General features: G+C 44.9%; 19 protein-coding genes. 8 read left to right on the forward strand and 11 right to left on the reverse strand.

Annotation, left to right across the window (positions count from 1 at the left end; translation table 11 throughout):
- Positions 1 to 21 precede the first annotated feature (21 nt).
- A complete protein-coding gene (locus P5V12_RS16095; RefSeq protein WP_316954110.1) occupies positions 22 to 1,650 on the reverse strand; it encodes a methyl-accepting chemotaxis protein in 1,629 nt (542 codons plus the stop codon).
- A 192-nt stretch (positions 1,651 to 1,842) separates the two neighbouring features.
- On the opposite strand from P5V12_RS16095, the gene P5V12_RS16100 reads away from it, so the two are divergent.
- On the forward strand, positions 1,843 to 3,957 hold the full coding sequence (locus P5V12_RS16100) for a TonB-dependent receptor plug domain-containing protein (RefSeq protein WP_316954111.1): 2,115 nt from the start codon (positions 1,843 to 1,845) through the stop codon (positions 3,955 to 3,957).
- Between the two features lie 9 nt (positions 3,958 to 3,966).
- Positions 3,967 to 4,452, forward strand: a complete 486-nt coding sequence (locus tag P5V12_RS16105; RefSeq protein ID WP_316954112.1) for a TlpA disulfide reductase family protein — start codon at positions 3,967 to 3,969, stop codon at positions 4,450 to 4,452.
- Positions 4,453 to 4,715: 263 nt separating this feature from the next.
- On the opposite strand, the gene P5V12_RS16110 is transcribed toward P5V12_RS16105, so the two are convergent.
- The 3 genes from P5V12_RS16110 to P5V12_RS16120 all read right to left on the reverse strand — a co-directional run bounded on the left by P5V12_RS16110 (position 4,716) and on the right by P5V12_RS16120 (position 10,894).
- Positions 4,716 to 7,235, reverse strand: coding sequence for an esterase-like activity of phytase family protein (locus P5V12_RS16110; protein WP_316954113.1), 2,520 nt, complete (start codon positions 7,233 to 7,235; stop codon positions 4,716 to 4,718).
- A 245-nt stretch (positions 7,236 to 7,480) separates the two neighbouring features.
- The gene (locus P5V12_RS16115; protein WP_316954114.1) at positions 7,481 to 10,330 is read right to left on the reverse strand and encodes an ExeM/NucH family extracellular endonuclease; all 2,850 of its coding nucleotides are present in this window, start codon (positions 10,328 to 10,330) and stop codon (positions 7,481 to 7,483) included.
- Between the two features lie 279 nt (positions 10,331 to 10,609).
- The gene (locus P5V12_RS16120; protein WP_316954115.1) at positions 10,610 to 10,894 is read right to left on the reverse strand and encodes a putative quinol monooxygenase; all 285 of its coding nucleotides are present in this window, start codon (positions 10,892 to 10,894) and stop codon (positions 10,610 to 10,612) included.
- Between the two features lie 764 nt (positions 10,895 to 11,658).
- On the opposite strand from P5V12_RS16120, the gene P5V12_RS16125 reads away from it, so the two are divergent.
- On the forward strand, positions 11,659 to 13,500 hold the full coding sequence (locus tag P5V12_RS16125; RefSeq protein WP_316954116.1) for a trypsin-like peptidase domain-containing protein: 1,842 nt from the start codon (positions 11,659 to 11,661) through the stop codon (positions 13,498 to 13,500).
- Between the two features lie 177 nt (positions 13,501 to 13,677).
- Here P5V12_RS16125 and P5V12_RS16130 read toward each other — a convergent pair whose 3' ends face one another.
- The 6 genes from P5V12_RS16130 to P5V12_RS16155 all read right to left on the reverse strand — a co-directional run bounded on the left by P5V12_RS16130 (position 13,678) and on the right by P5V12_RS16155 (position 19,385).
- Positions 13,678 to 14,160 carry a GNAT family N-acetyltransferase gene (locus P5V12_RS16130; protein WP_316954117.1) on the reverse strand — a complete coding sequence of 161 codons (483 nt, stop codon included), beginning with the start codon at positions 14,158 to 14,160 and terminating at the stop codon, positions 13,678 to 13,680.
- 72 nt (positions 14,161 to 14,232) lie between these two features.
- Positions 14,233 to 15,162: a sugar kinase gene (locus P5V12_RS16135; protein ID WP_316954118.1), complete on the reverse strand. Its 930-nt coding sequence runs from the start codon at positions 15,160 to 15,162 to the stop codon at positions 14,233 to 14,235.
- Positions 15,159 to 16,625, reverse strand: coding sequence for a sodium:solute symporter family protein (locus tag P5V12_RS16140; protein WP_316954119.1), 1,467 nt, complete (start codon positions 16,623 to 16,625; stop codon positions 15,159 to 15,161). The genes P5V12_RS16135 and P5V12_RS16140 overlap by 4 nt, the downstream gene beginning before the upstream one ends.
- 15 nt (positions 16,626 to 16,640) lie before the next feature.
- Complete coding sequence (locus P5V12_RS16145) at positions 16,641 to 17,033, reverse strand: RidA family protein (protein ID WP_316954120.1); 393 nt, start codon at positions 17,031 to 17,033, stop codon at positions 16,641 to 16,643.
- Positions 17,034 to 17,043: 10 nt separating this feature from the next.
- Positions 17,044 to 18,516 (reverse strand): D-aminoacylase, encoded by a 1,473-nt coding sequence (locus P5V12_RS16150; protein WP_316954121.1) that lies wholly within the window; start codon positions 18,514 to 18,516, stop codon positions 17,044 to 17,046.
- An 8-nt stretch (positions 18,517 to 18,524) separates the two neighbouring features.
- A complete protein-coding gene (locus tag P5V12_RS16155) occupies positions 18,525 to 19,385 on the reverse strand; it encodes a MurR/RpiR family transcriptional regulator (protein ID WP_316954122.1) in 861 nt (286 codons plus the stop codon).
- Between the two features lie 128 nt (positions 19,386 to 19,513).
- On the opposite strand from P5V12_RS16155, the gene P5V12_RS16160 reads away from it, so the two are divergent.
- Genes P5V12_RS16160 through P5V12_RS16175 form a run of 4 tightly spaced genes read left to right on the forward strand, consistent with a single transcriptional unit; the run spans position 19,514 to position 22,770 of the window.
- Positions 19,514 to 20,737, forward strand: coding sequence for an amino acid deaminase (locus P5V12_RS16160; protein ID WP_316954123.1), 1,224 nt, complete (start codon positions 19,514 to 19,516; stop codon positions 20,735 to 20,737).
- A 1-nt stretch (position 20,738) separates the two neighbouring features.
- Positions 20,739 to 21,098 carry a nucleotide pyrophosphohydrolase gene (locus tag P5V12_RS16165; protein ID WP_316954124.1) on the forward strand — a complete coding sequence of 120 codons (360 nt, stop codon included), beginning with the start codon at positions 20,739 to 20,741 and terminating at the stop codon, positions 21,096 to 21,098.
- Positions 21,095 to 21,868 carry a methyltransferase domain-containing protein gene (locus P5V12_RS16170; RefSeq protein ID WP_316954125.1) on the forward strand — a complete coding sequence of 258 codons (774 nt, stop codon included), beginning with the start codon at positions 21,095 to 21,097 and terminating at the stop codon, positions 21,866 to 21,868. The genes P5V12_RS16165 and P5V12_RS16170 overlap by 4 nt, the downstream gene beginning before the upstream one ends.
- 11 nt (positions 21,869 to 21,879) lie before the next feature.
- A complete protein-coding gene (locus P5V12_RS16175; protein ID WP_316954126.1) occupies positions 21,880 to 22,770 on the forward strand; it encodes a bile acid:sodium symporter family protein in 891 nt (296 codons plus the stop codon).
- A gap of 663 nt (positions 22,771 to 23,433) precedes the next feature.
- Here the strand turns inward: P5V12_RS16175 and P5V12_RS16180 are convergent.
- Positions 23,434 to 24,294, reverse strand: coding sequence for a hypothetical protein (locus P5V12_RS16180; protein ID WP_316954127.1), 861 nt, complete (start codon positions 24,292 to 24,294; stop codon positions 23,434 to 23,436).
- A gap of 179 nt (positions 24,295 to 24,473) precedes the next feature.
- On the opposite strand from P5V12_RS16180, the gene P5V12_RS16185 reads away from it, so the two are divergent.
- The gene (locus P5V12_RS16185; RefSeq protein ID WP_316954128.1) at positions 24,474 to 25,424 is read left to right on the forward strand and encodes a hypothetical protein; all 951 of its coding nucleotides are present in this window, start codon (positions 24,474 to 24,476) and stop codon (positions 25,422 to 25,424) included.
- The last annotated feature ends 1 nt before the right edge of the window (position 25,425 follow it).

Genomic DNA, 25,425 nt, shown 5'->3' on the forward strand with positions numbered 1-25,425 from the left:
GGGCTTTTCATATAACCGATACTAAACCTGAAACCTTGCCAACTTGTGCTCAAACTCTCCGGCCAGTGCTTTTAAATCTTCCGTTGTTCTTACTGCATCGCCCATCATTTTTGCCGACTCATGGGCCACTTCAGAAATCTCCACTACATTTTTCGCAATATCATTGGTGACACTGCCCTGCTCTTCAGCCGCTGCTGCAACCTGAGTATTCATATCGGCAATACGTCCGATTGCCGCGACCATCTGATCGATATGACCTCCGGCATCTTCCACTTGATGCATTCCATCCTGGGTACGGCTTTGTCCTGTTTCCATTGCGTGCACCGCATTCTGAGCACCAACTTGAACACTCTGTAAAATATTGTGAATTTCTTCTGTGGAGTGCTGGGTTTTTTGGGCCAGGTTACGCACCTCGTCCGCCACGACCGCAAAGCCGCGCCCCTGTTCTCCCGCTCTTGCAGCTTCGATTGCCGCGTTGAGTGCAAGTAAGTTTGTTTGTTCAGCAATCCCTTTAATCACATCCAGTACTGCACCGACATTACTGGTTTCATCTGCCAACTGCTGAATAACTGACGAGGCATTACCAATTTCATCGACCAAAGTGCTGATTGAACTACGGGCTTTTTGCATTGCGACAGAACTGGCTTGTGCGATGTCGTTGGTAGAATCGGTATGTTCCGCCGTCATGGACGCATTTTTAGAAACCTCATCTGCGCTGTATGACAATTGCTGAATCGCCGTCGCCATTTGGTCAGCCCTTTCTCTCTGCCTTTCCGCGCCATGATGAATCGCATGAGAACGTTCCTGAATCGTGTTGGCCGCATCGACTAACGCATGTACTGAGCTTTGCAAATCATTCACCAATCCGGCAATAAAAGCGCGTAATGATTCGACATTGTTAGCAAGCACGCCTATTTCATCCTCCCGGTGAATATCCAGCTTGCCTCGACAATCGCCATTCGCAAGCTGCTGTACCTTACCCATCACCCCTTGCAAAGGGTGGATAATGCGCAGGTTGAGCATAAAGTAGGACCCCAAGGCAATAATCAGGCAGATAAAAAAACCGGAGGTATAAGCCGAAGTGATTGTCGTATCCGTTGAGTCCGCCAAAGCCTGAAAATCAGACTTAGCCAGTTCAGACATTTCGTCCGCAAGCACTTCAAGGTCTGTCGACACTTTGCGATCAATGCCGGATACAGCTTTATCGCCGGACAGATGATCATAACCGGAGCTATCGAAAGCAGATTTGCCATTCTGGTACTTGGCAAACAACGCATTGTGTTCCTTTGCCAAACTGGCGATACGCGTCTGATACTGGGGCATTGACTTCAGGTCGGCCCCCAACTCCACAAGCAGCTTTTGCACTTTTTCGTGTTGAGATACGAACTTGCTCCAGTATTTCTCGCGCTTGGCTGAGTCATGACCGCGCAACAACACATTTTTCCACTCCTGAACCTGACGTTTAAATTCAACATTTGCCTGAAGTGTCGAGCTCACATATTTCTGCTGGAGCGTGCTTTCCATCTCCATTTCATGGATCGCGGAAGACAAAACCCCCATGGACACCACAAAAGAGCCACCTAAAACAAACACCGCTCCCAAAATCACCAGCAAGATTTGATTACGAATACTTCCAAAGAGAAAGGACATAGAAAAACCTGCTCCGTTAATAGAGACACCTTACCTAAGCCTAGAACAATTATTGATCACTGTACTTTTCAAACCGACGAGCTTATTGATACCGGTCATATTGCCCTTACCGTTCATGGGTATAATCTTAAACATTGTTACGAATCATTCGCATTATTATTTATATCCAAAAAAGGGGGAACACATAAACCCATGGCCACATTTGCCAACCGATTTGCCTTATCAACCCTTACTGTTGCAATACTTACTCACACTCTGCCCGCGCAAACAGAAGAAATTATCGAAGAAACCCTGGTAATCGGCGTAAAACAACGCCTTTACCAGGCAGGAATGCTGAAAGACAGCATTCAAAAAACAGAGGTCATTTCGACGCTCACCATCGAACAGAAGCAAGCATCCAGTATCACCGAGGCCATTGAAGATGCACCTGGCGTGCGAGTGAACAATGAGTGCTCCATGTGCGGTGTGAAACGGGTCATGGTCAACGGCATGCGAGGCGAGCACACCAATGTTCTTATTGACGGAATTCCAACCCATACCATGCTCTCTGGTTTTTACGGGCTCGATGCCGCCACGGCAGCGGGAATTCAGGCAGTGGAAATCGCTCGCGGTGCCGGAGCATCACTTATTGCCCCGGAAGCAGTGGGCGGAACGGTGAATATCGTAACCAAAGAAGCCAGTAGTAATGAAATTGAGCTGGATGTTGCAGCGGGAGAAAACAACTACAAAAAAGGTAGCCTGGTGGCGACAGGCATCGCTAACAACGATACCACCAGAATCACAGCAATCGCACAATATGATCATCGCGATGCCTATGATGGAGACAACAACGGCGTTGGCGAAAACCCGTTACTGGAGAACCAATCCATCACCATAAAACTATCTCAAGACATTGGCCGCAGCAACAATATCTCCACCCGTTATAACTACACCGAGTCTGAAGTTTTTGGTGGCCCCATGAACTCAAATATCAACAGGGTAAAAGCAGAGTACTTTGCCGACCCCAATTATGAATCCGACTCCCTTTTTGAAAATGACGATGTCAGAAACCGTTATATCGGCAAAGAATGGGAAACCACTGAATGGATTACCAGCGATCGACAGGAATTTTATTTAACCTGGCTTAGTGAGATCTCCCCCAATTTAAACTTCACATTGACCACAAGTCTGAATGATCACCAACAAGATTCATTTTACGAAGGTTTTATCTATCACGCAGATGACGAAATGCAATATTACGATTTGCGTGTTAATTACGCCTTAAATGAGGACCATTTATTTACGTTTGGTGCAGATGCCCGCATAGAGGAAATGCGTTCGGAAACCAACAGTACCAGTGAAACTTACGTTTCCGACAGTTTTGACTACGATACCCATGGTGTGTATTTACAAGATACCTGGACCGCAACCGAGAATTTGGAAATTGCCCTCGCAGTGCGCATTGATCAGGTTATGGCAGATTTTGTTGATCCCAATAAAGACGGAACGGAAATTGATGAAACTATGGTATCGCCACGACTTGATGCCCGATACAGTCACACAGATACGCTCACTTCACGTCTGGCAATGGGTAAAGGTTATCGCGCTCCGCTGTCGTTTTTTGAAAGTGACCACGGAATTCTGGACAGCGAGCTGGGATTTGAAATTGCTATTGATGAATTGGAAAAGTCTGACTCGGCAACCTACGCCTTGTCTTACGAAGGTAATCGACTTTCTCTTACCTGGTCATTGGCCTATACCGCGTTAGACAATATGGCCACGCTGGAGCAAACAGAAGATGGCTTGGTGGTTATGGAACAACATGAAGAAACCGCCAGTGTGTTTGCTACCGATATCGCAATGACCTATCAAATAAAAGACAACCTCTCCGCGGGCGTAACCCTGGAAAGTTTTCACTATAACGATGAGTTCAAACAAGCTTTTGGTGTCGTACCAATTGAACAAAGAGCTGTGATCAGTGGCGACTGGGATTATCGGGGTTGGGATTTTTATGGCTCGGCCACTTGGGTCGCTAGCCGCGATCTAGCAGAATACGGTGTACCACAAAACCCAACATTCGATGCTCAGGGGAGGTACGCAAAATCGAATACAGCACCGTCCTATTGGATACTGGACTTAAAGGTTGCAAAAGAATTCACTTCACAACTGCAAATATATTTTGGGGTTTCAAACTTACTCGATTACACACAAGTAAACGATATGGAAACACCACTGTTTTATGAAGATGGCGGCTTCGACGTTGCACATATATATGGCCCGTTACGCGGAAGAGAAGCTTACCTGGGAGTGAAATATGTATTTCAATAGGGTGTCTTTATGAAATCACAATTTCTCATTCCTTTGGTCTGGATAGTTGTACTAATGTGCGCGACAACCGCTCATAGCAAAAATTTATATGACCTGAATATGGAAAGCCTGCAAAGCGGTGAAAGAATTGCTCTGCAGGATTACCAGGGGAAAATTGTCTTACTGAGTTTTTTTGAACCGGAATGCACTTGGTGCTATCGACAAATGAAAGCCTTTAATCGCATACAGGAACACTGTGATCATTCGGTACAACCAATTGCAGTTGGCATAAACGGTAAACCACAGCGGCTTCAAAAAGAAATTCGCAAGGCAAAAATTCAGTACCCGGCTTTGCGGGCCACCAGTGAGTTGCTGAATCAGATAGGAGAAATTCCGGCCACCCCCTGGACACTGGTCACAGATCCACAAGGCACTGTGCTTGGCCATTTGCGTGGTTATATTCCAGAACCTGCAATTCGGAAAATTCTTGGCAACGCTTGCCCCGAAAACAATTAAACGAGTAGTCGACAGATAAATGTCGACTACTTAAGCAAAATAGGGCTGATAAGAAAAGACGAAGCGTCCTGCCTCGTCTTTTATCCTTATAACAAATCCTTTTACTCCCTGAAGCCTGTATCGCCAGCAAGGGGTATTCCTTACCCTGAAGCTACTACTTGGCGCAAACTCAAGCCGGCAGAACTATCTTGCAAAAAACTGATGGCATTCAAATGATGTTTCTATGACAAAAATATGAAACGTTTTTTGCCACAACTAAATACCTAATATGTCAGTTGGCCAAGGTTTATCAGTTGAGTTTCACCACTGTTATCGTCAACACCATCGTTATCGTTCACGATATAAGCATCACCATTAGCAGCAATGGTTAACCCTTCTACTTTTTCAGGTACCAAGCCGCCAGAGGCTTTTAAATCCGACATAAGATCACGCACCAGGGTTTTAGTTAACGTATGACCTGCAGTTGAACTACTCACATCCACAGAATAGATACGCTTCACCGCAGCATCGGGGCCGCCTTGATTATCACGCTCAAGTACTAACAACTTCCCTTCGCCAGCGGAAACAATATCCGATAAACCAATCCAACCACCATTTTGTGATGCAACAGCGTCTAATGGGTAGAAATAGAAACTCCAGTTTTGGTTCGCAATATCATAAGCACCAATACGAACATTATTTTCGTCACCCCAGGCGCGCTGGAAAGCAACATACACCACACCGTTGTATTCCGTTACTCCTTCAAAACCAAAACGCAATTGTTTTTCGTTCACATCAGCGGGCAACATCACAACATTTTCGATCACGCCTGTCGCATCTATTTTAAATAGCAGGTTTGCACTATTCACCGGACGACCGGCATCACCCACCGTGCCAGAGCCTTCTGATGCCAGCCAGAAGCCGCCTGAAGATGCAACCGCAATTCCTTCCGGGTCAAGGTTAACCGTTTTATCGGCATTGATCATCGCCGCTAAATCCGCCTCATCAAAAACATCAATACGCGTTACATGATTTTCAGCAACACTTGTATCAGCCAAGGCAGCAACATTTAAAGAAGCAAACACATCGTTGCTGTCTTTAATCACCAACTCGGAAGACAACGTTGCAGGTTTGGTTTCAACATTCAGAGTGAATATGCGATTACTACCGTAAAAGCTATCTTCAATCGCATATAAGGTATTGCTATCCGTTGTATGCGCAGCTAAACCAGACATGGCTCCCCAGGGAATCGGTGTGCCATCGATGCGGTTAGCAGATAGAATACTTGGATAGGCAATTTCTGCCACCTGATAACGGTAGATATTCAATGCCGAACGCATTTTATCACCGCGACTATCTGCCTCACTCGCAGCGATCAATAAATTACGCGAAGGTACAGCCACAACACCTTCCGGGGCCGCAGCAGCAGGAAGGACTTGCTTAAACACCGGATTGGCGGGGTCGTTTACGTTATACACAAAAACCAGGCTTGAGCGTTCAGAGTTAACAAATAAATAGTCATCCCCCATATATGAACCGAATTCAACATTTTCCGGTTCATTGCCTTTATTTTTTGAACGACTGTCAGGGTAATGGCCATATTTAACCGTCATATGATCCAGTGTCGCTCCGGAATGCCAAACCACATCACCATTTTTATTAAATATGGAAAAGCTGCGACTACCCCCGTCCAAATCGCCTTCATCTGCGGTGGCAAATAATTCGGAGTTGATCCAGGAAACACCATCCGGTTCACGCAGTACGGAATCTAAATTTCCCGTTAAAGAAATAATAGCGGGGTCTTCTTCAGCTACATCGATATTTTCCAGGTCGATGCTACCGGCAGAAAAATGTTGGATAACCGAGGCTGTTGCTAAATCGACGAGAACAATGTGATTGTTTTCCTGCAACGACACCACTGCAATATTGTCTTCGTTAATATCAACATATTCAGGCTCAGGGTCGCCGGCATACAAATCAGCAAGACCGGTTAAGTCGACAGCCGTCGTTGCCCACGTTGAAGGAGCCCCCATAAGAGAAACGATAATGAGTTCTCCAGCCGGAGCCTGTGGCGGAGCACCATCACCAAGATCTTCATCACGCTCATTCTCAATAACCACGGCAGCGTATTGCCCGTCCTTACTTACTGCGATGGAATCCGGCTGCCCACCAAGATCAATCGTTTGCACAATGGATTGAGTTTTAATGTCCACGACATCCAACTGCCCGGAAACATCGACATAGTTCGCAGAGGTATTTACCGCGACCAATGCGTATCCGTCTTTCACAGCAACAGATGTTGGCTCACCGGCCAAGGCCAATACCCCAGCCGCTTTTGGCTCTTCGGGCTGCGTAATATCAACAAAGCCAATTTGTTCAGCGGGACTATCCGTATAAATAACGGTTAAACCGTCTTCAGAAACAGCGGCTATTTCTGCAGAGGTTTCAGTATCCGTATTGCAGTTTGCATCAAGCTGAGAACACACAGCAAAAGAAGCAATACGAATAAAATTTTTGTTTACATTGGGCGAACAAACATAGGAAGTTTGACTGATTTCTGCGGTATCCAGCGCATCATTTTCGTTGATATCCAAACCGGTATCAATTCTCACTCCGCCACTTGCACAGTGTGCATTACCATTCTGTAAATCGGTGTGCATTGTCAAAGCATTTACGCCATTTTCACCACGATTACCAATTGGCCCTTGAGCACCCGCAGCGCCATCTTTACCATCATCACCACTACACGCGATTAAGCTTGTGCAAAGCAATGACACAACGCCATATTTCGTTATTTGATTCATTCTGTTCACCTCTTTGTGTATATCCGCGCCATGCTGACGCTTAAATATGGCAGAGGCGTGAATATTTTTTTTCAAAGCGATGAAAAAATCATGACCGACATGTTTGTTAATCGACAAAGAAAAAGATTGTATAAAAAGAAAAAACCCGTCAGATCACATTGAACTGACGGGGAACTGGAAATACACAAAGGTATTTAAGGGGTGTTGAGAATGAATTTTTATATTTTTTCGAAGATATCTATTATTTACAGTTTAGTTTCACACCGAAACGCATTTCCGTTCCGACAACTATCCATTCCCTTCGCGCCATCCAAGAAGTTGGAGTCTTCGCCACCATCAAGAAAATCGTCATCGCGATTGCCGTTCAAAAAATCATGACCTTTTTCGCCGAACAACTTGTCTTTTCCTGAACCGCCATAAACAAGGTCCATACCATCACCAGCCAAGACAACATCATCGCCTTGTCCTGCACGAATATAATCGTCACCACCGCGGGCACAGATAAGGTCGTTACCTTTTTTTCCTCGGATAACATCGTTATTGTCGGTTCCAACAATCACATCATCTTCCATGGTTCCGACCAAAATTCCGTAATATGGGCGACCATCTTTTGCCCCGCCAACAATCATTCCATCTTTCACATAAACCGTGGCTTGCTTGCCGTTACAGGTTGGAATAGTTGGGAAGGCAATACCAATAACAACGGGGTCGTGATCCGATGAACGATAAGGGTCAGAGTTATACAATGGCAGAGCTGAGGGTTTCGCATCGTATGAAGCTTCACCGGCATCGCGAATTTCGTCGTTGTAGTCCAGTAAATTTACTTCGTCCGCGTTAATGTGCCAATCCGTTACACCTGTAACATATGCAAATAAATCGTTCGATGCCAGAGCATGATCCAGATAACCTAATTGTGCATCAAATACATAACCGTAAGCCGTTTCACCATTCAAGGTATCGATCAGATCGATATAGCCTGAATTTTTAAATGTGGAGATAGGGTCTTCGTTACGGTATGCGTTTAAGTCACCAATTACCAATGTTTTAGAGGTCTCAACACCCGTAGGATTTGAAGCTAACCAAGCTGCTTCCATTTGTGCCGCAAGCGTACGAGTCTGGTTACAATTTCCCTGCCCGGTTGTTGTATCGTCGTCGCCATCACCACAACTGGAACCTTTGGATTTTAGATGGTTAACCGAAACCGTAAATACTTCACCACTGGCGTTATCACGGAAACTTTGAGCCAGTGCTGCTCTATTTTTTGATTGACCGGTTTGGTTGGGGTCTAAAAATTCAGTGGAATCGAGAACCGCTGTTGTGCCTACTTTATCCAATGAAGCTGGCTTATAAATCATCGCGACCGTAATCGCATCCGTACCCGTTGTTCCTGTGTCTATGGCTGAATACCCACCACAAGCACTGTTTAAGTGTTCTACCAATGTTGCAACAGGACTGACTTCAGAATTAATCGACGGGTTTTCAATTTCCATTAAACCAACGACATCGGCATCCATTTGACAAATAGCGGAAACGATTTTATTTGTTTGTCGGATTAACTCTTCGGGGGAGTTAGCACCTCGACAGCCCATATCCGCGTTTGGACCACACGCATTACTTCCGTCATCCAAAGTAGTGAAATAATTCAACACATTGAAGCTGGCAACTTTTATGTGTCCGCCCACATCAGAGGGAGAAGCTGAACGAATATTTTCAGCATTAAAAGAATAAGAAAACGCTTCCGTCACTGGACGAATACGCCATGTATTCGCGCCGCTACCAGGATAAGACCAATGTAATACACCGGTTAGATTCGTAATGGTATCGCCGCCGCGGAAGAAATTATCGATGGAAAAACCTGACTGAGGAAAATAAACAGGCGAGTTATTTACTAACGCCGCATTTTGCGTATTGTTGTCGTCGTCTAAAATAATTGTTCGAGACGCAAGGTCAATTTGATGGGCAATCAAACCATCTACACTCGGATAAGCTTTATCCGTAAACTGACGGAAACGACCACCTTCTGCTAAAGTCACTTGTCCAAAGCGACTAAGTTGATAGTACTCGGAAACGGAAAGTGTGTCCGAATAGCTGACCAACATACCTTCGTATTTTTCGTAGAAATTATTGATTTCTGATGTGGCACTTGCCAAATCTGTACCAGTGACTTGCACAGGCAAATCAATGACCGCAGGGGAAGGTAGCGTATTTTGCGTACTAAGAACTTTTATGTCGCCGGCTTGTGTCGCATTCAACTGGCTCATACCATAAAATTCTTTGGCCAGGCCAGTCACTTGAACTTTGTCACCGACATTGACATCCACATCGCAACTGGAACAATAGACAAAAATCCCTTCCGAAGTTTGTACACTGTCATCCGCATCAGCATCTTCTTCCTGAATAAAAAAACCACGTAATTGACTGCTGGATTGAAAATCCCCAACCACAACCGCTTCCACAGTGAATACGGATTCACTTGTTACCGCATCGCCAGAACCTTGTATTTCGTGAATTTTTACCACTTCTGGCTCTGTCGGCCCAGTAGTCCCGCCCGAACATTGGCCAAACGTATTGGGCTGTGGCTCTACCCAGGCACCGTCAACAAACTGTAATGAATAGCCCACCGGCGTACTGCTTGTTTCGCTTACACCAATATCCTGACTGATTAATTCAACGGCTGGACCCGTTGCCGCTTCGAAAAACCCTTCGTAGCTAATGAACTGAACGACATTACCCGCATCATCTACCAGCGCCACGGCATCAGGCGCACCGTTTTGAATGCCGTTTGATGGAAACTCATGCACATAAAGCCCTTGCTCACACCCCTGTGGCGCCACCAAGGTGCCTGACAAATCAATGGTATTATACGGGGACCGCTGACTGCTGGAACCGTTATAAAGAACCAGACTCCAGCCGGCGATACTTTGCCCTGGCGTACCGGAGATTTCGATGGATTCACCCACGTCGGTGCCATCATTATCGTAGTGAATTTCGCTAATATATGCATCTGCTACCGCGTTACCCGCTCCTGCAAACAATGCGCAGGAGAGCAAAAAACCGGCGGTTTTTCTGCCCTTAAATCCTCGTTTATTCATCATACACCCCAAACGAATTTATAAATATTTAAGCGTCAACTTAAAACCTGGATTTGACAGATGCCTGACAGTTTTATGAAAGATTGGTGACATGCCCGTACTGAAAACGGGCAAAAGGAGTGCAGGATAATTAAACCGACTTCATTCGAATAAAGTACACGTATCGGAAGTAAGTGAACTACAGATCTACAAGGACAGATCCTGAAATTAAGTTTTAATCATAAACCGAGTGAATATTAAGGAACATGAATATTCACTCTGAAACAAACTATTAAAATAATGTTACACATGCTTATGTTTGATGACTTTAGTCGACGCCACCAAACCAAGGGAAAAATACTCTTTGGTGTATTCCTGCTCCATATGAAAACTCAACGCTTCCCGGCTTTCAAACTTTTCCCACAAAACAAAAAAATCGTCATTATCCAGCTCTTGAAAAACCTGAAACTCGATACAACCTGGCTCCTCAAGTGTCTTTTCGATAAGGAGCTGTATTGCTTCTTTTAACTCACTCCCCTTTCCTTTTTCTGCGGTAATTAGCGCAGTCATTTCAAGCAAATCACTCATCTCCAATTATTCCCCAACATGATCCAACACCCCCCCAGATAGATATTTATTCATTACTACATTTTTTAAAAAACAAGCAAATCCTGTTAAAGCTATATCAGCATAAAAACCAGACCTACCCCAAGAAAATATCAGATTACAAAAAACAAAGTAAGCAAAAAGAAAAATCTAAAAACATATGAATAATAATTTACCCATAAAATAGAATATTTTTAAATTCACCAACAAAACAAGCGATTGATATTTCCCCTAGCAGTCTAAACTTTCATCAAACGAAAAGCATACTATCAATTTTGGATAAGCATACTTTCAACGTAAACTATATTTTATAATGTTGTAAGCAAACGCTTATTATTAGTTTTTTAACCTCGGGTAGCGTACTTTCCTGTAATTCAACAACCTCTTTTTTATATGTCCTTGATTGCCGGAATAAACGCAAGATCAGCGGAATATAGCTAGGACTTAACTGTATCAATTAGAGAGCCCACAAACCCGGCATCAATAATGGAAATGGCAATCAGTAGCATTTAAAAGGCATTCAATATACCTAAATTACCTGTTAGTTAGAAGGCTGGACTTAGGTCAATAAAGGTACTTAACACGCTAAAGAATTGCTTTTCGAAATAAAATTGAATAAAAAACACACTACCCGATCTATATTGAGTCTTTTATAGCCCAATGACGCGCCAATAAAAGTGTAGTTATGCTAACCTTTCAGAAGTCGCTTCTTGCGTATTGCTTAAAATAAAAAAAGGGAGATTCATATGCGAATAGTTTTGTGTTTACTTGTGATAAGTGCGACGGCTTTAACCGGCTGCAATAAGTCGGGTTCAGAAGAAGAGATTTCAGCAGATTCTTCAGGTTCAATTACGCCAGTTGTTCAAACTATCAAATCACCTGATACCAGCGTTGCCGATTCAACAAACAAAAACAATTCTCACTCATCTCTCAGTGCAGAACCCCAGAAGGCATCGGCATTAACCACGGAATTAAACAAAACGCATAAACCACGCAACGCAATTGAATCAGCAAGAAATGCCACCGTTTTTATTGATACAGGGTTTGGAACAGGTTCAGGCTTTTTTATCGACAAGCAGTGTACCGTTGTAACCAACAAACATGTTGTGATGTTGGAGAAGAAGGATATCCGCGAGCTTGAAGAGAACCAACGAGAGCTGGCAGATTATCTTCTAAGAGGAATAGCCAATCGAGAAGATCGTCATAGGCTGACAGAACGAATGGATGCGCTGGACAAAGCAGTGCAATCTTATTATCCAGATGGTACGCCAAAAGAAATAAAAATTACCCTGGTGAACGGAAGAGTTATCCAAGCTAAGACAAAGGGTATAAGTACACAATTTGACTTGGCCTATCTCCACATCAAAGAGCACGGGTGCGATCCACTCATACCTCTACTGGAAGACCTTCCCCTTGGACATAAGGTATACACCATTGGAAATCCCGTGGGGCTGAAATACAGCGTTACTTCTGGAATTATTTCCGGTATGCAAGAGTACGAGGACATTAGCTACATTCAAACTGATGCAGCGATTAACCCCGGCAATAGTGGAGGGCCGTTAATCGATCGTGATGGACAGTTTGTTGGCGTAAACACAATGATTTTGGAAGGTACAGAAGGTATTGGTTTTGCCTTACCCGCAAAGGAAGTTGTATCGGATATGCAAGCGCTGACCCGAGAGATGTCACTTGCGGTACAAAGTGAAGAATTTAGACAATGGGAACAGGGAGTCAAAAGCCATAAACCTGAGCAAAACGATAAGAAGGACAGTGAGGAGCTGAAAGCCGCCGTACGAAAGTGTGTGCTTGAGTATGATAACGAAGAATGGGGGGCAGCGTTACCAGAGTGTAAATTTGCTGCCAAAAAAGACGACCCTCAAGCGCAGTTTTTATGGGCACAGATGCTGTTTGGAAAAGGAGACAGAATAAGCCGACAGAAAGCAATTAAACTCATAAAACAGTCTTCCAAAGCCGGTTACGCAGAAGCGCTTCATTCCTTGGGCGCAATGCATAAGTATGGTGATTTAGTCGAGCGCAACATATCGCTTTCAGATGATTTATACAAGGAATCCTGTGAAAAACAATATTCGATGGGTTGTAACTCCTTGGGTATTTCCTATCTTGAACAAAATATGTATAAAGAGGCGGAAGGGGCTTTTGAAAAGAGTGCACAGTTAGGCAGTACATTGGCACTCTACAACTTGGGGTATTTGAGCGAACAGGGTTTTGGGGTTCCTGTCGATAAGAAGCGAGCAGAGGACTATTACAGCAGAGCCGCACGGTTAGGGAGCAATATTGCCCAGTACAGAATGTTTTGGTATTCCTACAAGGGCTTTGCGAAAAAGAAAGATTACGCCATGGCATATACTTGGTTAATGGTCAGTGAGCTGGATAAGCGCAGCATGGAAGACGACTTACCAGGCTGGAACGATGATATCCCTGCAAATACACGATTTTTTGTTGAAAAACTATTGAATACGCAACAAAGGCAAAAGGCGAAGACAGATGCAAAATTGTTGGTAGAAAAAATTAGTATCGACGCCGAAAAACATAGAAGAAAACATCTGTATCAGCGAGCATCGATCTAGACGCAGGAATCTGAGTTACTGCAATTTAATGCAAAATTAGAATGTGTTGGTGACAAGGCTCTCGTTGAGGGAGCCCTTTTCCTGTCACGAAATTCTCATCGTTTATTTACGCCCCATTCTCAGATAGCGGTTGAAACACTTTAGCGGCCTGGAGCAAGAGATTCAAAAAGGAAAGAGCTAGATAACATAGCTCATAAACAAAACATCAAACGGAAGATGAGGAAACGTTTTCACGTCACCATCAACAAACCCTAACCCACGATACCAGTTTTTAAGTTTTGTATGCCTGGAGATAATACCGATACTTACTGCATTCCTGCTTTGGCTTTTTGCATAACCCAAGACAAAACGAACCAATGCACCACCGATTCCCATACTTCTGTAGACAGGAAGCACAGACAGGCGATTGAGATAAACTACCTGACCGTTAGACGCGGTTTCCACCGAGACACAACCAGCTATTTCTCCATTCTCTTGATATAGAAAATACTCTACGCCTCTTTCGATATCGGACTCAACCCAACTCGCCTCACAAAATGAAGGATGCTTTGGACAATTATCAGAATTCAGCGCAAACATTACTGCAACATCTTTATGCGCAGAACAAATAACAGATGAGACAATCGTTGCATCGCTTATTTTTGCTTGAACAATATTCATATCTTAAAAGCAATATCGGTCGATATGTATATAGCATCCCTACAATATATACACGATAAACCCGGCTAACTCCTATGGTAAAAACACAGGCATTTTTTCTACTGGTATAACAGCTCCATGTTCTTGAATAACGGTGGAAGCAAGCAGGTGAGCTGTCTTGGCCGCTTCCTCGGTATTTTTACCATGTAAGCGGTAGTACAAATAGGCGGCACCGAAGGAATCTCCAGCAGCAGTAGTATCCACAACATTTTCTTGAGGCACTGCAACCCCATCGACAACTTCGATGGTTTTGTTACAGATAATGACGCAGGCTTCCGCGCCCCGTTTTATCACCACTTCCGGGACGGCAGACTTTTGGTAAAAACTCATTAACTCTTCAGAATCATGAAATCCGTGAACCGCCAGTTCATCCTCTTCCGTTAATAGGGCAATATCAACCATCCCCAATATTTGTGAGTAATAGAGTTCGGCCTCTTCCGCTTTCCATAATTGGGGCCGGTAGTTATTATCGAAAGCGATAATACCGCCATTATTTTTAAATTCTTTTAACAGTTTGAGTAGTTTTTTCTTATCACCCGTCGGCAAGATTCCCAAACTGATGCCACTCAAATACAGCACATCCAGCTGTTTATTTATAATGACATTGGAAAAGGTATCGGTGGAAAGGTAGGCTTTGGCAGCACTGTCATTTCGCCAAAAATAAAAACTGCGCTCACCTTGATCATTGGTTTTGATCATGTACAAACCCGGCAGTTTACCTGGTAAGCGGTCCACATATTGGGTGGAGATATTTTCCTTTTCCCAGGCGGCAATCATCTGCACACTTAAATCGTCATCCCCCAGCGCCGTCAGGTAATAACAATTAAAAATAGATTTTTTATTTAGTCGAGAAAAATACACCGCAGCATTAAGCGTGTCTCCACCATATTGAATATCGGAGCGGCCGTCCGACAGCTCCAACATGCATTCACCTAAAAAACCAATGCGTAATTTTCCGCTCAAGATAACTCTCCATTTGCCTCCTCCATTGCAGCCCGTTCGTCACTGAGTTTTTGCTGCGCTTCTTTAGGCGACAGCCTGGACTGCGGGGTTAACAGAGAAACCAAAATACTTGTCGTACAGGCTATTAATACCGATGGAATAACCGGGTTGCCCCAATAACTATTCCAGTTTTCATTCAGGATGATAGAAAAGGAAACGATTGAGCCGGTGGCCAGCGCCGCATAAGCACCATATGCGTTAAACCTGCCCCAGAACCTACCCAATAGGCCGCATACAAACATTCCCGACATTACAGTCGCTATCATCTTGGTAATGTATCCGATAATGTCATCAGAAAAAAGCGCGAAGATCAATGCCAGACCGATAACCACCACTAACGAAACTCTGGAAAAGAGAACCATATGGCGTTTCTCTGGCACCGAACCTGTAATTGTTACACTGACGTCACGCATTAAAATTGTCACGGCAGCGATTGCATCTGAGCTGGCACTCGACATGGTTGCAGAAAGCCCGGCGATCAAGACCACCATCCCAACAACCGCGGGTAGGACTTCCAGCGCCAAAAACGGAAACGCATAGTTACGATTATCCAGTTCAGGGTTTAATGCAAAAGCAGACATACCAATTAATGCGGGAATAAAGGAGAATCCCAAGTACAAAACTCCAGAAGTAATAAACGATTTTCTAATCGTCGACACATTTTTTCCGGAATATATTCGCTGCCGGAAAGATGGGGTCGCCATTACGCCAACAAAAATCACCAACGACAGAGACAATGCGTGTAGCGCACCAATCTTATCAACGGAAAGAAAGCTGATATTTTCCTGGGGTTGGGCCTGCATCAACGCATCCCAGCCACCCACAACCTGGATAGATAACGCCGCCATCAATAAGAAGCCGACAAATAAAATAATGGCCTGTATCGAGTCAGTCCAAACAACCGCAGTGTAACCACCAATAATGACATATATTGCAAAGCCCAAGGCCACATAGATTTTCGCTGTGGAAGTATCAATACCTGTTAACCAGGCAAGGTACATTCCGCCCCCCAATATATGCGCACCCAACCAGCCAATACTGGCAACAAAAATAAGAATACCTACCAGGCTTTTTACCCCGGCGTCGGCACCGGCATAGTATGAAAGCTCTTCACTCATCGTCATGAATCGCATTTCACGTACAGGAGCAAACCAGACGGCCAGCAATAAAATGCCTACTGCGCCACCAATTCCATAAAGCGTACCGGCCCAACCATTTTCATAACCAAAACCCACAGCCCCCATTGAAGAGCCGGTACCAACCATTGTTGCAACGGTGGTTCCCAAGGTAAGTAGAAAAGGTAAGCTGCGCCCACCTAATAAAAAGTCTTCCCCCGATTTATGGTTGCGCGAAACGAACCAACTCAAAACAATCATGGCAAAAACATAAAAGGCAAACGCCGAGAGAAAAAGCCCTGTATTCATAATTCTATCTTTTTCTTATTTTTTTGGTGATTTGTAACAAGTTACATCGACTTCCACTTTACAATCGACAACCAGGTCCGCAACCATACACACTCGCGCAGGCGGATTAGCGCCAAACACTTCTTTAAATACTTTATTGAACGATTGAAAGTATCTTGCGTCGGTTAAAATAACGGTCACACGAAAAACATCTTCCAGTCCGTAACCTGCACTGGCCATAATATCCAGACAATTCTGGATCGCGAGTCGTGACTGTTCGATGACACCACCTTCAACCACCTCACCATCTTTCATGGGTGTCTGACCAGACACGTAAAACCAGCCATCCGCTTCCACCGCTTTGGAAAAGGGTAAGTGTTGGCCACCAGTTCCTACACCACCTTCTGCACCATAACGTTTAATCGACATATTTATCTCCTTAAGAGGTTAAATCATTATTTCGTGTTAAAAATTGGCCTGCCCCGCGAGGAACGACCGAAAGAGAGGGTTCAAATTTTTCTGATAAATAACTGCAACTACCGTTTACCCAAACACATTCGATGCCAGCGGCTTTATTAATGGGTTGCGCAAAGGTGGCGGTATCTTTAATTTTGTCGGGGTCAAACAGTAAAAGGTCGGCGTAATAACCCGGCTGAATGAATCCACGCTGATGTAAATTGAAATTTTTCGCCGAAAGCCCAGTCATTTTATGGATCGCCTGCTCAAGGCTAAAAAGCCCTCTGGCTTGGCTGTAGTGGGCAATCATTCTTGGGAAGCTACCCCATAACCTGGGGTGAGGATGTGGGTCACACGGTAAACCATCCGAGCCAAGCATGGTTTTTTCATATTGCAATATATGTTCAACATCCTGCTCATCCATGCAGTAATACACCGCTCCGGCAGGCATAAGTTGCTTGGCCGCATTCAAAAGAGAAAGGTTCCACTCCTGGGCAATTTGCTTCAGCGTTTTGCCTGCCGCTTCCGGCCTGGCGTCAGACCAGGTAATAAAAATTTCTGTTTCCTCTGTCACCTGCCCCAAATCAAGCGTGCTGGAACTGGCACTATACGGGTAACAATCACAGGAGATTTTTTGCTGCTTACCGGCCTGCTCAATATGCTGGGTAAGTTGCGGTCCCCGCCCCCAGTTGGCTTTGCCAGCACACTTAAGATGGGAGATAACCAAAGGAACAGAATGCTTACCCGCGGCAGAAAACGCCTCGTCCATTGCATCCAGAATACCTTCGAACTCGGTTCTTAAATGCGTGGTGTACACACCGTTATATTCCGCCACCACCTCGACCAAGGCTTCAACTTCAGCCGGTGTCGCGTTGAACGCATTGTAATACGCCAGACCTGTACTTAGCCCCAAGGCTCCGGCTTCCATTGCCTCGCGCAATTGTTGTTTCATATCCTCCAGTTCGAGGTTATTTGCCGTCCGCCCTAATTTTTGCACACTGTTACTACGCAATGCGGTGTGACCAATCAATGCACCAACATTAACGAAGGGCATTGCCGCCTGCACGGCCTGCATGTACTCAGGCAAAGAGCGGTAACGAAACTCTTCCACCTTGCCTAACAGGTTCATCGGGTCTGGCAGCTCCTGGCGCAGACTGTCTTCGCCAAAAAACGCCGGAGCAGCGCATATACCACAGTTACCAACAATCACCGTGGTAATACCCTGACTGATTTTCTCTATGGCCTCGGGTTGACGGATTACATGTAAATCATCATGAGTGTGCACATCAATAAAACCTGGGCACAAAACCAAACCGGAGGCATCCATTGTCTGCCTGGCCGGTTCAGAAGTGCCCACAGCCACGATTTTGTTGTCTCTAATCGCCACATTCTGACGTGTTTCCGGCGCACCGGAACCGTCTATTACTCGGGCATTTTCAATGATTAGATCGTACATAGTATGTGTTAATCCCCCAGCGGCAGCCGATCATGGGTACCGCGATAGCTATCCAACTGCTGCTTAATCCGGCGCAGGTTTTCACGGCTTGTTCGTTTATGCTTGACCGCAAGCTCCGTGGCCAGAACATCGATATTGGCCATCATGACGTAGCGTGCTGTTGACGGGCTATATATGTAATCAGACTCGTTCAGTTGAATTGGCAACAGCACATCCGCAAGCTGACTGATTGGCGACCCTTGCACGCTGATCACCACGCAGGGCACGCCATACTCCTGGGCAATCATGACCACCTTTTCCAGATCCGGGTTTTGCCCGGTAAGCGATAACACAATAAGCGCATCGTTCGATTCCAGAGTTGCCACCGCCATACGCATTAACAAATGGTCGGTGTAAGCGGTGATATTGACCCCCAGGCGAAACAAGCGGTGCTGACATTCCTGAGCCAGTACACTGGAGCCACCACCGGTACCCAAAGCATAAACCCGGTTGGCCGAGGAAAGCATAGCCACAGCACGGTTAACACTTTCTTCGTTCAATAGCTGCATGTTATCCCGCAGCGCTAGGGTGATGGACTCAAATACGGAATGGATACTGCCAAGGTTATGAGTAGAATCATCGCGCAAAAACCGACTGCCCACCGCCGCAGACTGGGCCAGATTCAACTTCAACTCTCGCACATTTTTGCAGCCAATCGACTTGGCAAAGCGGGTAACGCTCGCCTGACTCACCCCCGACTGCTCTGCCAGCTCAGCAATACTCATCTGCGCCGACGATTCAATATCCTCCAAAATGCACGTAGCGATCTGTTTTTCCGATTCGTTGAGCTGGGGATACTGATGGCGGATTTTGGTGGCAATATCGATCATACTGTTCTCAACTTCAGCACCTGTCGTGGTTGTGCTATGCGCAAACAACGAAGACAGGTATAATTTTCTGGTACAAAGTACCAACAACAAACAACACTTTCCGGTATTTAATAACATTTCCTGTGTATATGGCAAACTCATTTAACAAGGGCTTAGGCCCGGAGCAACATTCAGACTGGAATCTTCTACGGGAAGATCTCTGCTTACCCACAGCGGTATTACGCAATTCGGCAGTAGAACAAAACATTCAATGGATGCAGGCATTTGCCAAACTCTACGGCGTCCAGCTCGCCCCCCACGGTAAAACCACTATGGCGCCCGAGCTGTTTAAACGGCAGATTGACGCTGGCGCCTGGGGTATGACACTGGCAACCGCTCCGCAAGTGGTTGCCGCTCACCGCCACGGCATATCCAGAATACTGATGGCCAACCAACTTGTTGGCCGACAGGCAATGGAGTTAATTGCTGAATGCCAAAAGGACTCAGAATTTGAATTTTATTGTGTGGTCGACTCAGTAACCAACGCCAATCAACTTAACCAATTCTTTTCCGGTAGACAGCAGACTCTGCGTGTGCTGATTGAACTGGGGGTACCCGGCGGACGATGCGGGGTACGCAACGATGACGATTTCGATAACCTGGTAAACACCATTCACAACTGCACCAACTTGACACTGTGCGGAATCGAGTTCTACGAAGGGGTAATTCACGGCATCAATGCAGAAACCCAAATTCGAAACTTTATACAAAGTGCAGTCACTAAGCTGAATGGCCTCGCCAGCAAAGGCACACCAAACTCCTGGCTAATTACCGGCGCCGGTTCAGCCTGGTACGACCTGGTAGCGGAAGAGTTCGCTCAAGCGGATTTACCGGAAAACTGCATTCCCTTATTAAGACCGGGCTGCTATGCGATCCACGACACAGGGATCTACCAGGAAGCCCAGAATAGTGTGGTTGCACGCAACCGCGTTGCCTGTGAACTAGGCCCTGAGCTCACATCCAGTTTGGAAATATGGGCCTACATTCAGTCCATCCCTGAACCAGGTAAAGCCGTTGTCGGCATGGGCAAGAGAGATGTAGCTTTCGATGCGGGTTTACCCACAGCAGAAAAAATTGTCCGCTGCCAACCTAACTCCGAAGACAACACGATAGAGCGACTAACCGAAGTAAACACCACCCACATCATGGATCAACATGCCTATATTCAATATGATCCAAAACTCAATCTTCAGGTTGGAGATATGCTAGGTTTTTCCACTTCTCACCCCTGCCTGACGTTTGATAAGTGGCGTAAAGTCTGCGTATTGGATGACAACCACAATGTGATATCGGTAATCGATACCTGTTTTTAATATGAACTCAATAGATGATATTCGCCAAGCCATTGATGACTACGCCACTGAACGGGATTGGAACCAGTTTCACACGCCCAAAAATCTGGCGATGGCATTAAGTGTAGAAGCGTCTGAGTTGCTGGAGATTTTTCAGTGGCTTACCGCAGAAGAATCGCAACAACTTACTTCAGAAAAACAACAACAGGCCAAGCACGAACTGGCGGATATTTTTGTTTACCTGATTCGCATCGCAGACAAACTGGATGTTGACCTGATTGAAGCAGTGAATGAGAAGATGGTTATTAACCGGCAAAAATACCCGGCAGACCAAGTGAAGGGCAGCGCAAAAAAATATAACGAATATCCAGACAATTCATGAGCAGCGATCGAAATTTTGATGACCTTGCCGAACGGTTTTCCAAGCGTATTTACGGCAGCCTGAAAGGACAAATCCGCCAACAAGTCATATGGCGGGATCTCGCCCAACACACGCCAGAGATATCCTCTTCCCCACTCAGAGTACTGGATATCGGTGGTGGATTGGGCCAATTTGCCATAAAAATGGCGGAGCTTGGCCATCACGTTACCTACAACGATATCTCCATTGAGATGACCAAAAAAGCGCAGGAGTTTGCCGCACAGGCTAAAGTTAACGATGTCATTCAATGGTTCTCCGGCCCTTACCAAGAACTGATAAAAGAGCCATTAGCACCCTATGATATTGTGTTATGTCACGCAGTATTGGAGTGGCTACAGGAACCGGACCAGATTATTCCAGCAATAAGCAATCTGTTAAAACCCAAAGGGGTTTTATCACTTTGTTTTTACAACCCGGCAGGAAAAATTTACCGCAACTTAATCTGCGGTAATTTCAATTTTATTAATAATATGGATAAACGCCCTTCGGACAAAGGTAGCCTGACCCCCAACAACCCGTGTGCGCCAGAACAAGTCAAAGAGTGGTTGTTGGATAATCATTTTTCAATTCAACAGGAATCCGGCATTCGCGTTTTTCATGACTATGTGAGAGAAAAACGTGGGGGCCACCAAATATCGGAAGAAGTATTAAAAATGGAATTACTTTTTTCCAACCAAACGCCCTATAAACATATGGGGCGCTACTTACATATACTGGCTAACAAAAACTAACGACAAAAATTATGGAATCTACCTCTATTTTAAGCGCAATTGCACCGCTGATTTTGGCCTTGATGATGCTCGGACTGGGTCTATCACTGACCTTCAAAGACTTTCAACAGCTATCTCAATCCCCCAAAGCAGTGATAACCGGCACGCTACTGCAAATTATCGGACTGCCGATCATCGGCTTTTCCCTGACACAATTATTTAATATGCCCGCAGAGCTCGCCGTTGGGTTAATGGTTTTGGTTGCCTGCCCGGGTGGCCCTGGCTCAAATCTGGTTTCATTTCTATGCCGCGGCGACACAGCACTGTCCATTAGCTTAACCGCCATCAGCAGCGTTCTGGCAATTGTCACCATTCCACTGGTTACCTCATTAAGTTATCGATATTTTATGGGCGCAGATCTTGCGCAATTTTCTGTGAGCAAATTTAGTTTCGCAGTACTGTGCATCACCCTAATCCCCATCCTAATCGGCATATTGATTCGACACAAAAGTTCGAAAATCGCAGAGCTTGCTGAAAAACCGGTAAAAATAGGTTCCATTTTATTTCTACTGCTACTGGTCGGCTCCACCTTTTATAAAGAGCGGGCTAACTTACCGTTGCTGATTGGGCAATCTGGATTGCCTGTTATATTGCTGGCTATCGTCACTGTACTCTTTGGTTTTGGTGTGGCAAAACTACTGAACTTCAATTCGGCAATACAAAAAACCTTTGCCATCGAATTAGGTATTCAAAATGGCGCTTTGGCGATTGTCATTGCAGGTAATTTTCTTAACTCGACGGAAATGGCGGTACCTACGGCGCTCTATTCACCGGTGATGATCACACTTGCAGTGCTATTTTTAGTACACGCAGGAATACAGCCGAAAAGAAATGCCGTAGAAGCAGAAACTTTAGGCGCTTAGAAATCAGCCGAAAAAAAGAAAACCCGAAAAGCAAAGGTCTGGATCATCAGAGAAGACGCTATATTCCGATGATAAATTATCAGGAGAGGTTTCACTTGCGAGAAGTAAATTCAGAAAGCTCCAATCAAACATAGACATCTCCATTTATTTTTTACTTTAGAAAATGAAGATTAGCCCACCTCCGTGTGGGCATCAATTGCGAGAGTCCTTCGCGGTAGAGTGCCTTCCAATGCGACAACAGTATTCCGTATTCATCCTTAAGAAATCCTTCTCTTGCACCTTATTCCGTGGCAGCTCGAGGCAAACCTTTGCGTCCTTAAACAGTGAATCCTTACAACTGTTTTTTTAACATGGTGGACGTCCCTGTCTCTCTCTTAGCTGAAACTACCTTGTCAACAGTTAAGAGACGTATCTCTTAAGTTAGAGAACAATTGCTTGGCGCAGGTGTAATATTAGGGATATGGCCGCACTAAGTCTTGTCGACTTTGGCAACGAAATAAAGGGCAAATTTTCTTGAAAAAGGCGTTTACTGGCGAAAACTGACGAGTTATTTTACAGAAATATTACATTTCCGTTGATTTGTGCGCCAACTTATTAAACCGGAATTAAAACTGGGGTCGACTTTGGCAAAGAAAAATCCCTTTTTTTACACCAAAATCCATATTAGAGACCACTAATAGATAAAGCCAATTCTTTCAAAGATTTAAACTGATCGTAGCTCAATTGACCCAACATTGACCTTAAGGCCCGATAGCGTTGTTCTTGCACATAACGCAGCTTGTGGTGAATTGAACCTTTGGTTATTTCGATGGGATTAACGTTAAAAGTCACAAACAATCGGTAAGTTGAAAAGACACCACGATGAAAGCGGGCATTGTCGGCGGACTCGTAACGTTTAACAGTGTCTGGTGTTACACCAAGAATATCCCCAAACGCTTTTTGTGAAAGTTCCAACTGACGTCGTAGCTGGCCAAGTCTGATGGATACAGTACGAGCCAAATCAGTCAGGTACATATCCTGCCAATTAAGATCGAGTAGCTTGGTGATGGGCTCATTACCCGCAACGTTCGCTTGCTCATGACGAATCCCCAGACGACGACAAATCAATTTGGTGGTCAACTCAAATTCATCGTGATCAAGGTGGTTTAAACGGCCATTTACAAACCAGCATATGCAAGTAAGCGGATTAGCGTGAAGCGGCGCGAGTTGCACCACGTCGGTTGGTGTAATACCGGTGGCAAATCCCCATAGACCGAGGTTACCGATATTTAACCAGGCTTCGCCTTTTACGATTTTAGAAAACTGGGAACTTTTTATGCCACATAAACGAGCAAGGTCGGCTCGGGAATAACCAGACAAATTATTACCCGCATCAATAACTTGTCCCACTTTCACGCGCATTGCCAGTTCGTCTTCGATAGAAAGAGACACATTGGTAATACGTGCACCAGAGAAGTCAGGCTCCTCATGAACATCCACGGGATAGTAGTCAGGAGTGACCAGCCCTTCAAATTGAGAATTCATTATTATTTTTACCAGAATCAGATATGACACTGATATTCCCATCAGTGACACCATCCAATATTAATTCACCAATCCATACCGGTGAATGCGCCACCGGCGATAATAACACTTCCATTACAGCGCTAAAATCCCCGAATATCGCAACCTGATGCACAATTAATACTCACAGGTTGATTTATGTGTCACAAGTTATATATTTGTTGTTATTTACTGACTTTGTATTGGGTTTTGGAAGAGAAGTGCGCCATAGAATGAACATAAAAACGTCAGGCTATCGAGCCCTGTTTTTCCTCACCGTCCTATTTTTTACTTCACTGACGCACGCGAAGAGCCTGACCATTCTTACTCCCGAAGACGTGCTAAAAAACCTCACACATTATTTACAAGGTAGAGACGTGGACGATATACACGACTTTTCAACACAAGAGCCAAGGCGCAGTGTGATTGAAGTGGTTGTGTTATTAAAAGCTTTAAAAGCCGGAGGGTTAGCCTCTCCTCCTATACTGATTCCGCTCAGCTCAGATGATGATTCCCGTGCAGGAATGATCCTCAAACAAAAGGAATACCTTATGCCAAGCGGCGGCTACTGGCTGTCAACACTACAACACACTAAAAATACCGCGTCACAATTAATCAGCGCCCCCTATGTGTCCGCAGGAGAATACGAAGTTGGCCTCTATACACGGGTGAACTACCCCTTCCCGGGAAATATTTCAGATGAATTTGTTCGCAGCCTAAGCGCTGTCTGCAACAAAGACTGGCATCAGGACATTCAAGTTCTTCGCTCAATCGGTATCAAAGACCTTCATCTCGTCCATTCCCACACCATTATGGTAAAAATGGTGGCCTTTGGCCGAGCCGATTTTATGCTTTCGTCATTTAAAAATATTCATTCGGACTTAAGCTATCGCGAAGGCAACCTCATACTTACCCCTATTCCCAATGTCAAAGTTATTTTCCCCGATAGTCGACACTGGTATATCAACCGCGATCACCCTCAAGCTCACCAGGTATTTCAGTATTTACAAATCGGATTAAAAAAACTCAGGGAAAACGGCGTGTTAGAACAAGCCCATATTGCATCGGGCTTTTCTTCCCCAAAAACGCGAGACTGGCGAATATTAAATTAAC

Source organism: Teredinibacter sp. KSP-S5-2 (assembly GCF_032773895.1).
Lineage (GTDB): Bacteria > Pseudomonadota > Gammaproteobacteria > Pseudomonadales > Cellvibrionaceae.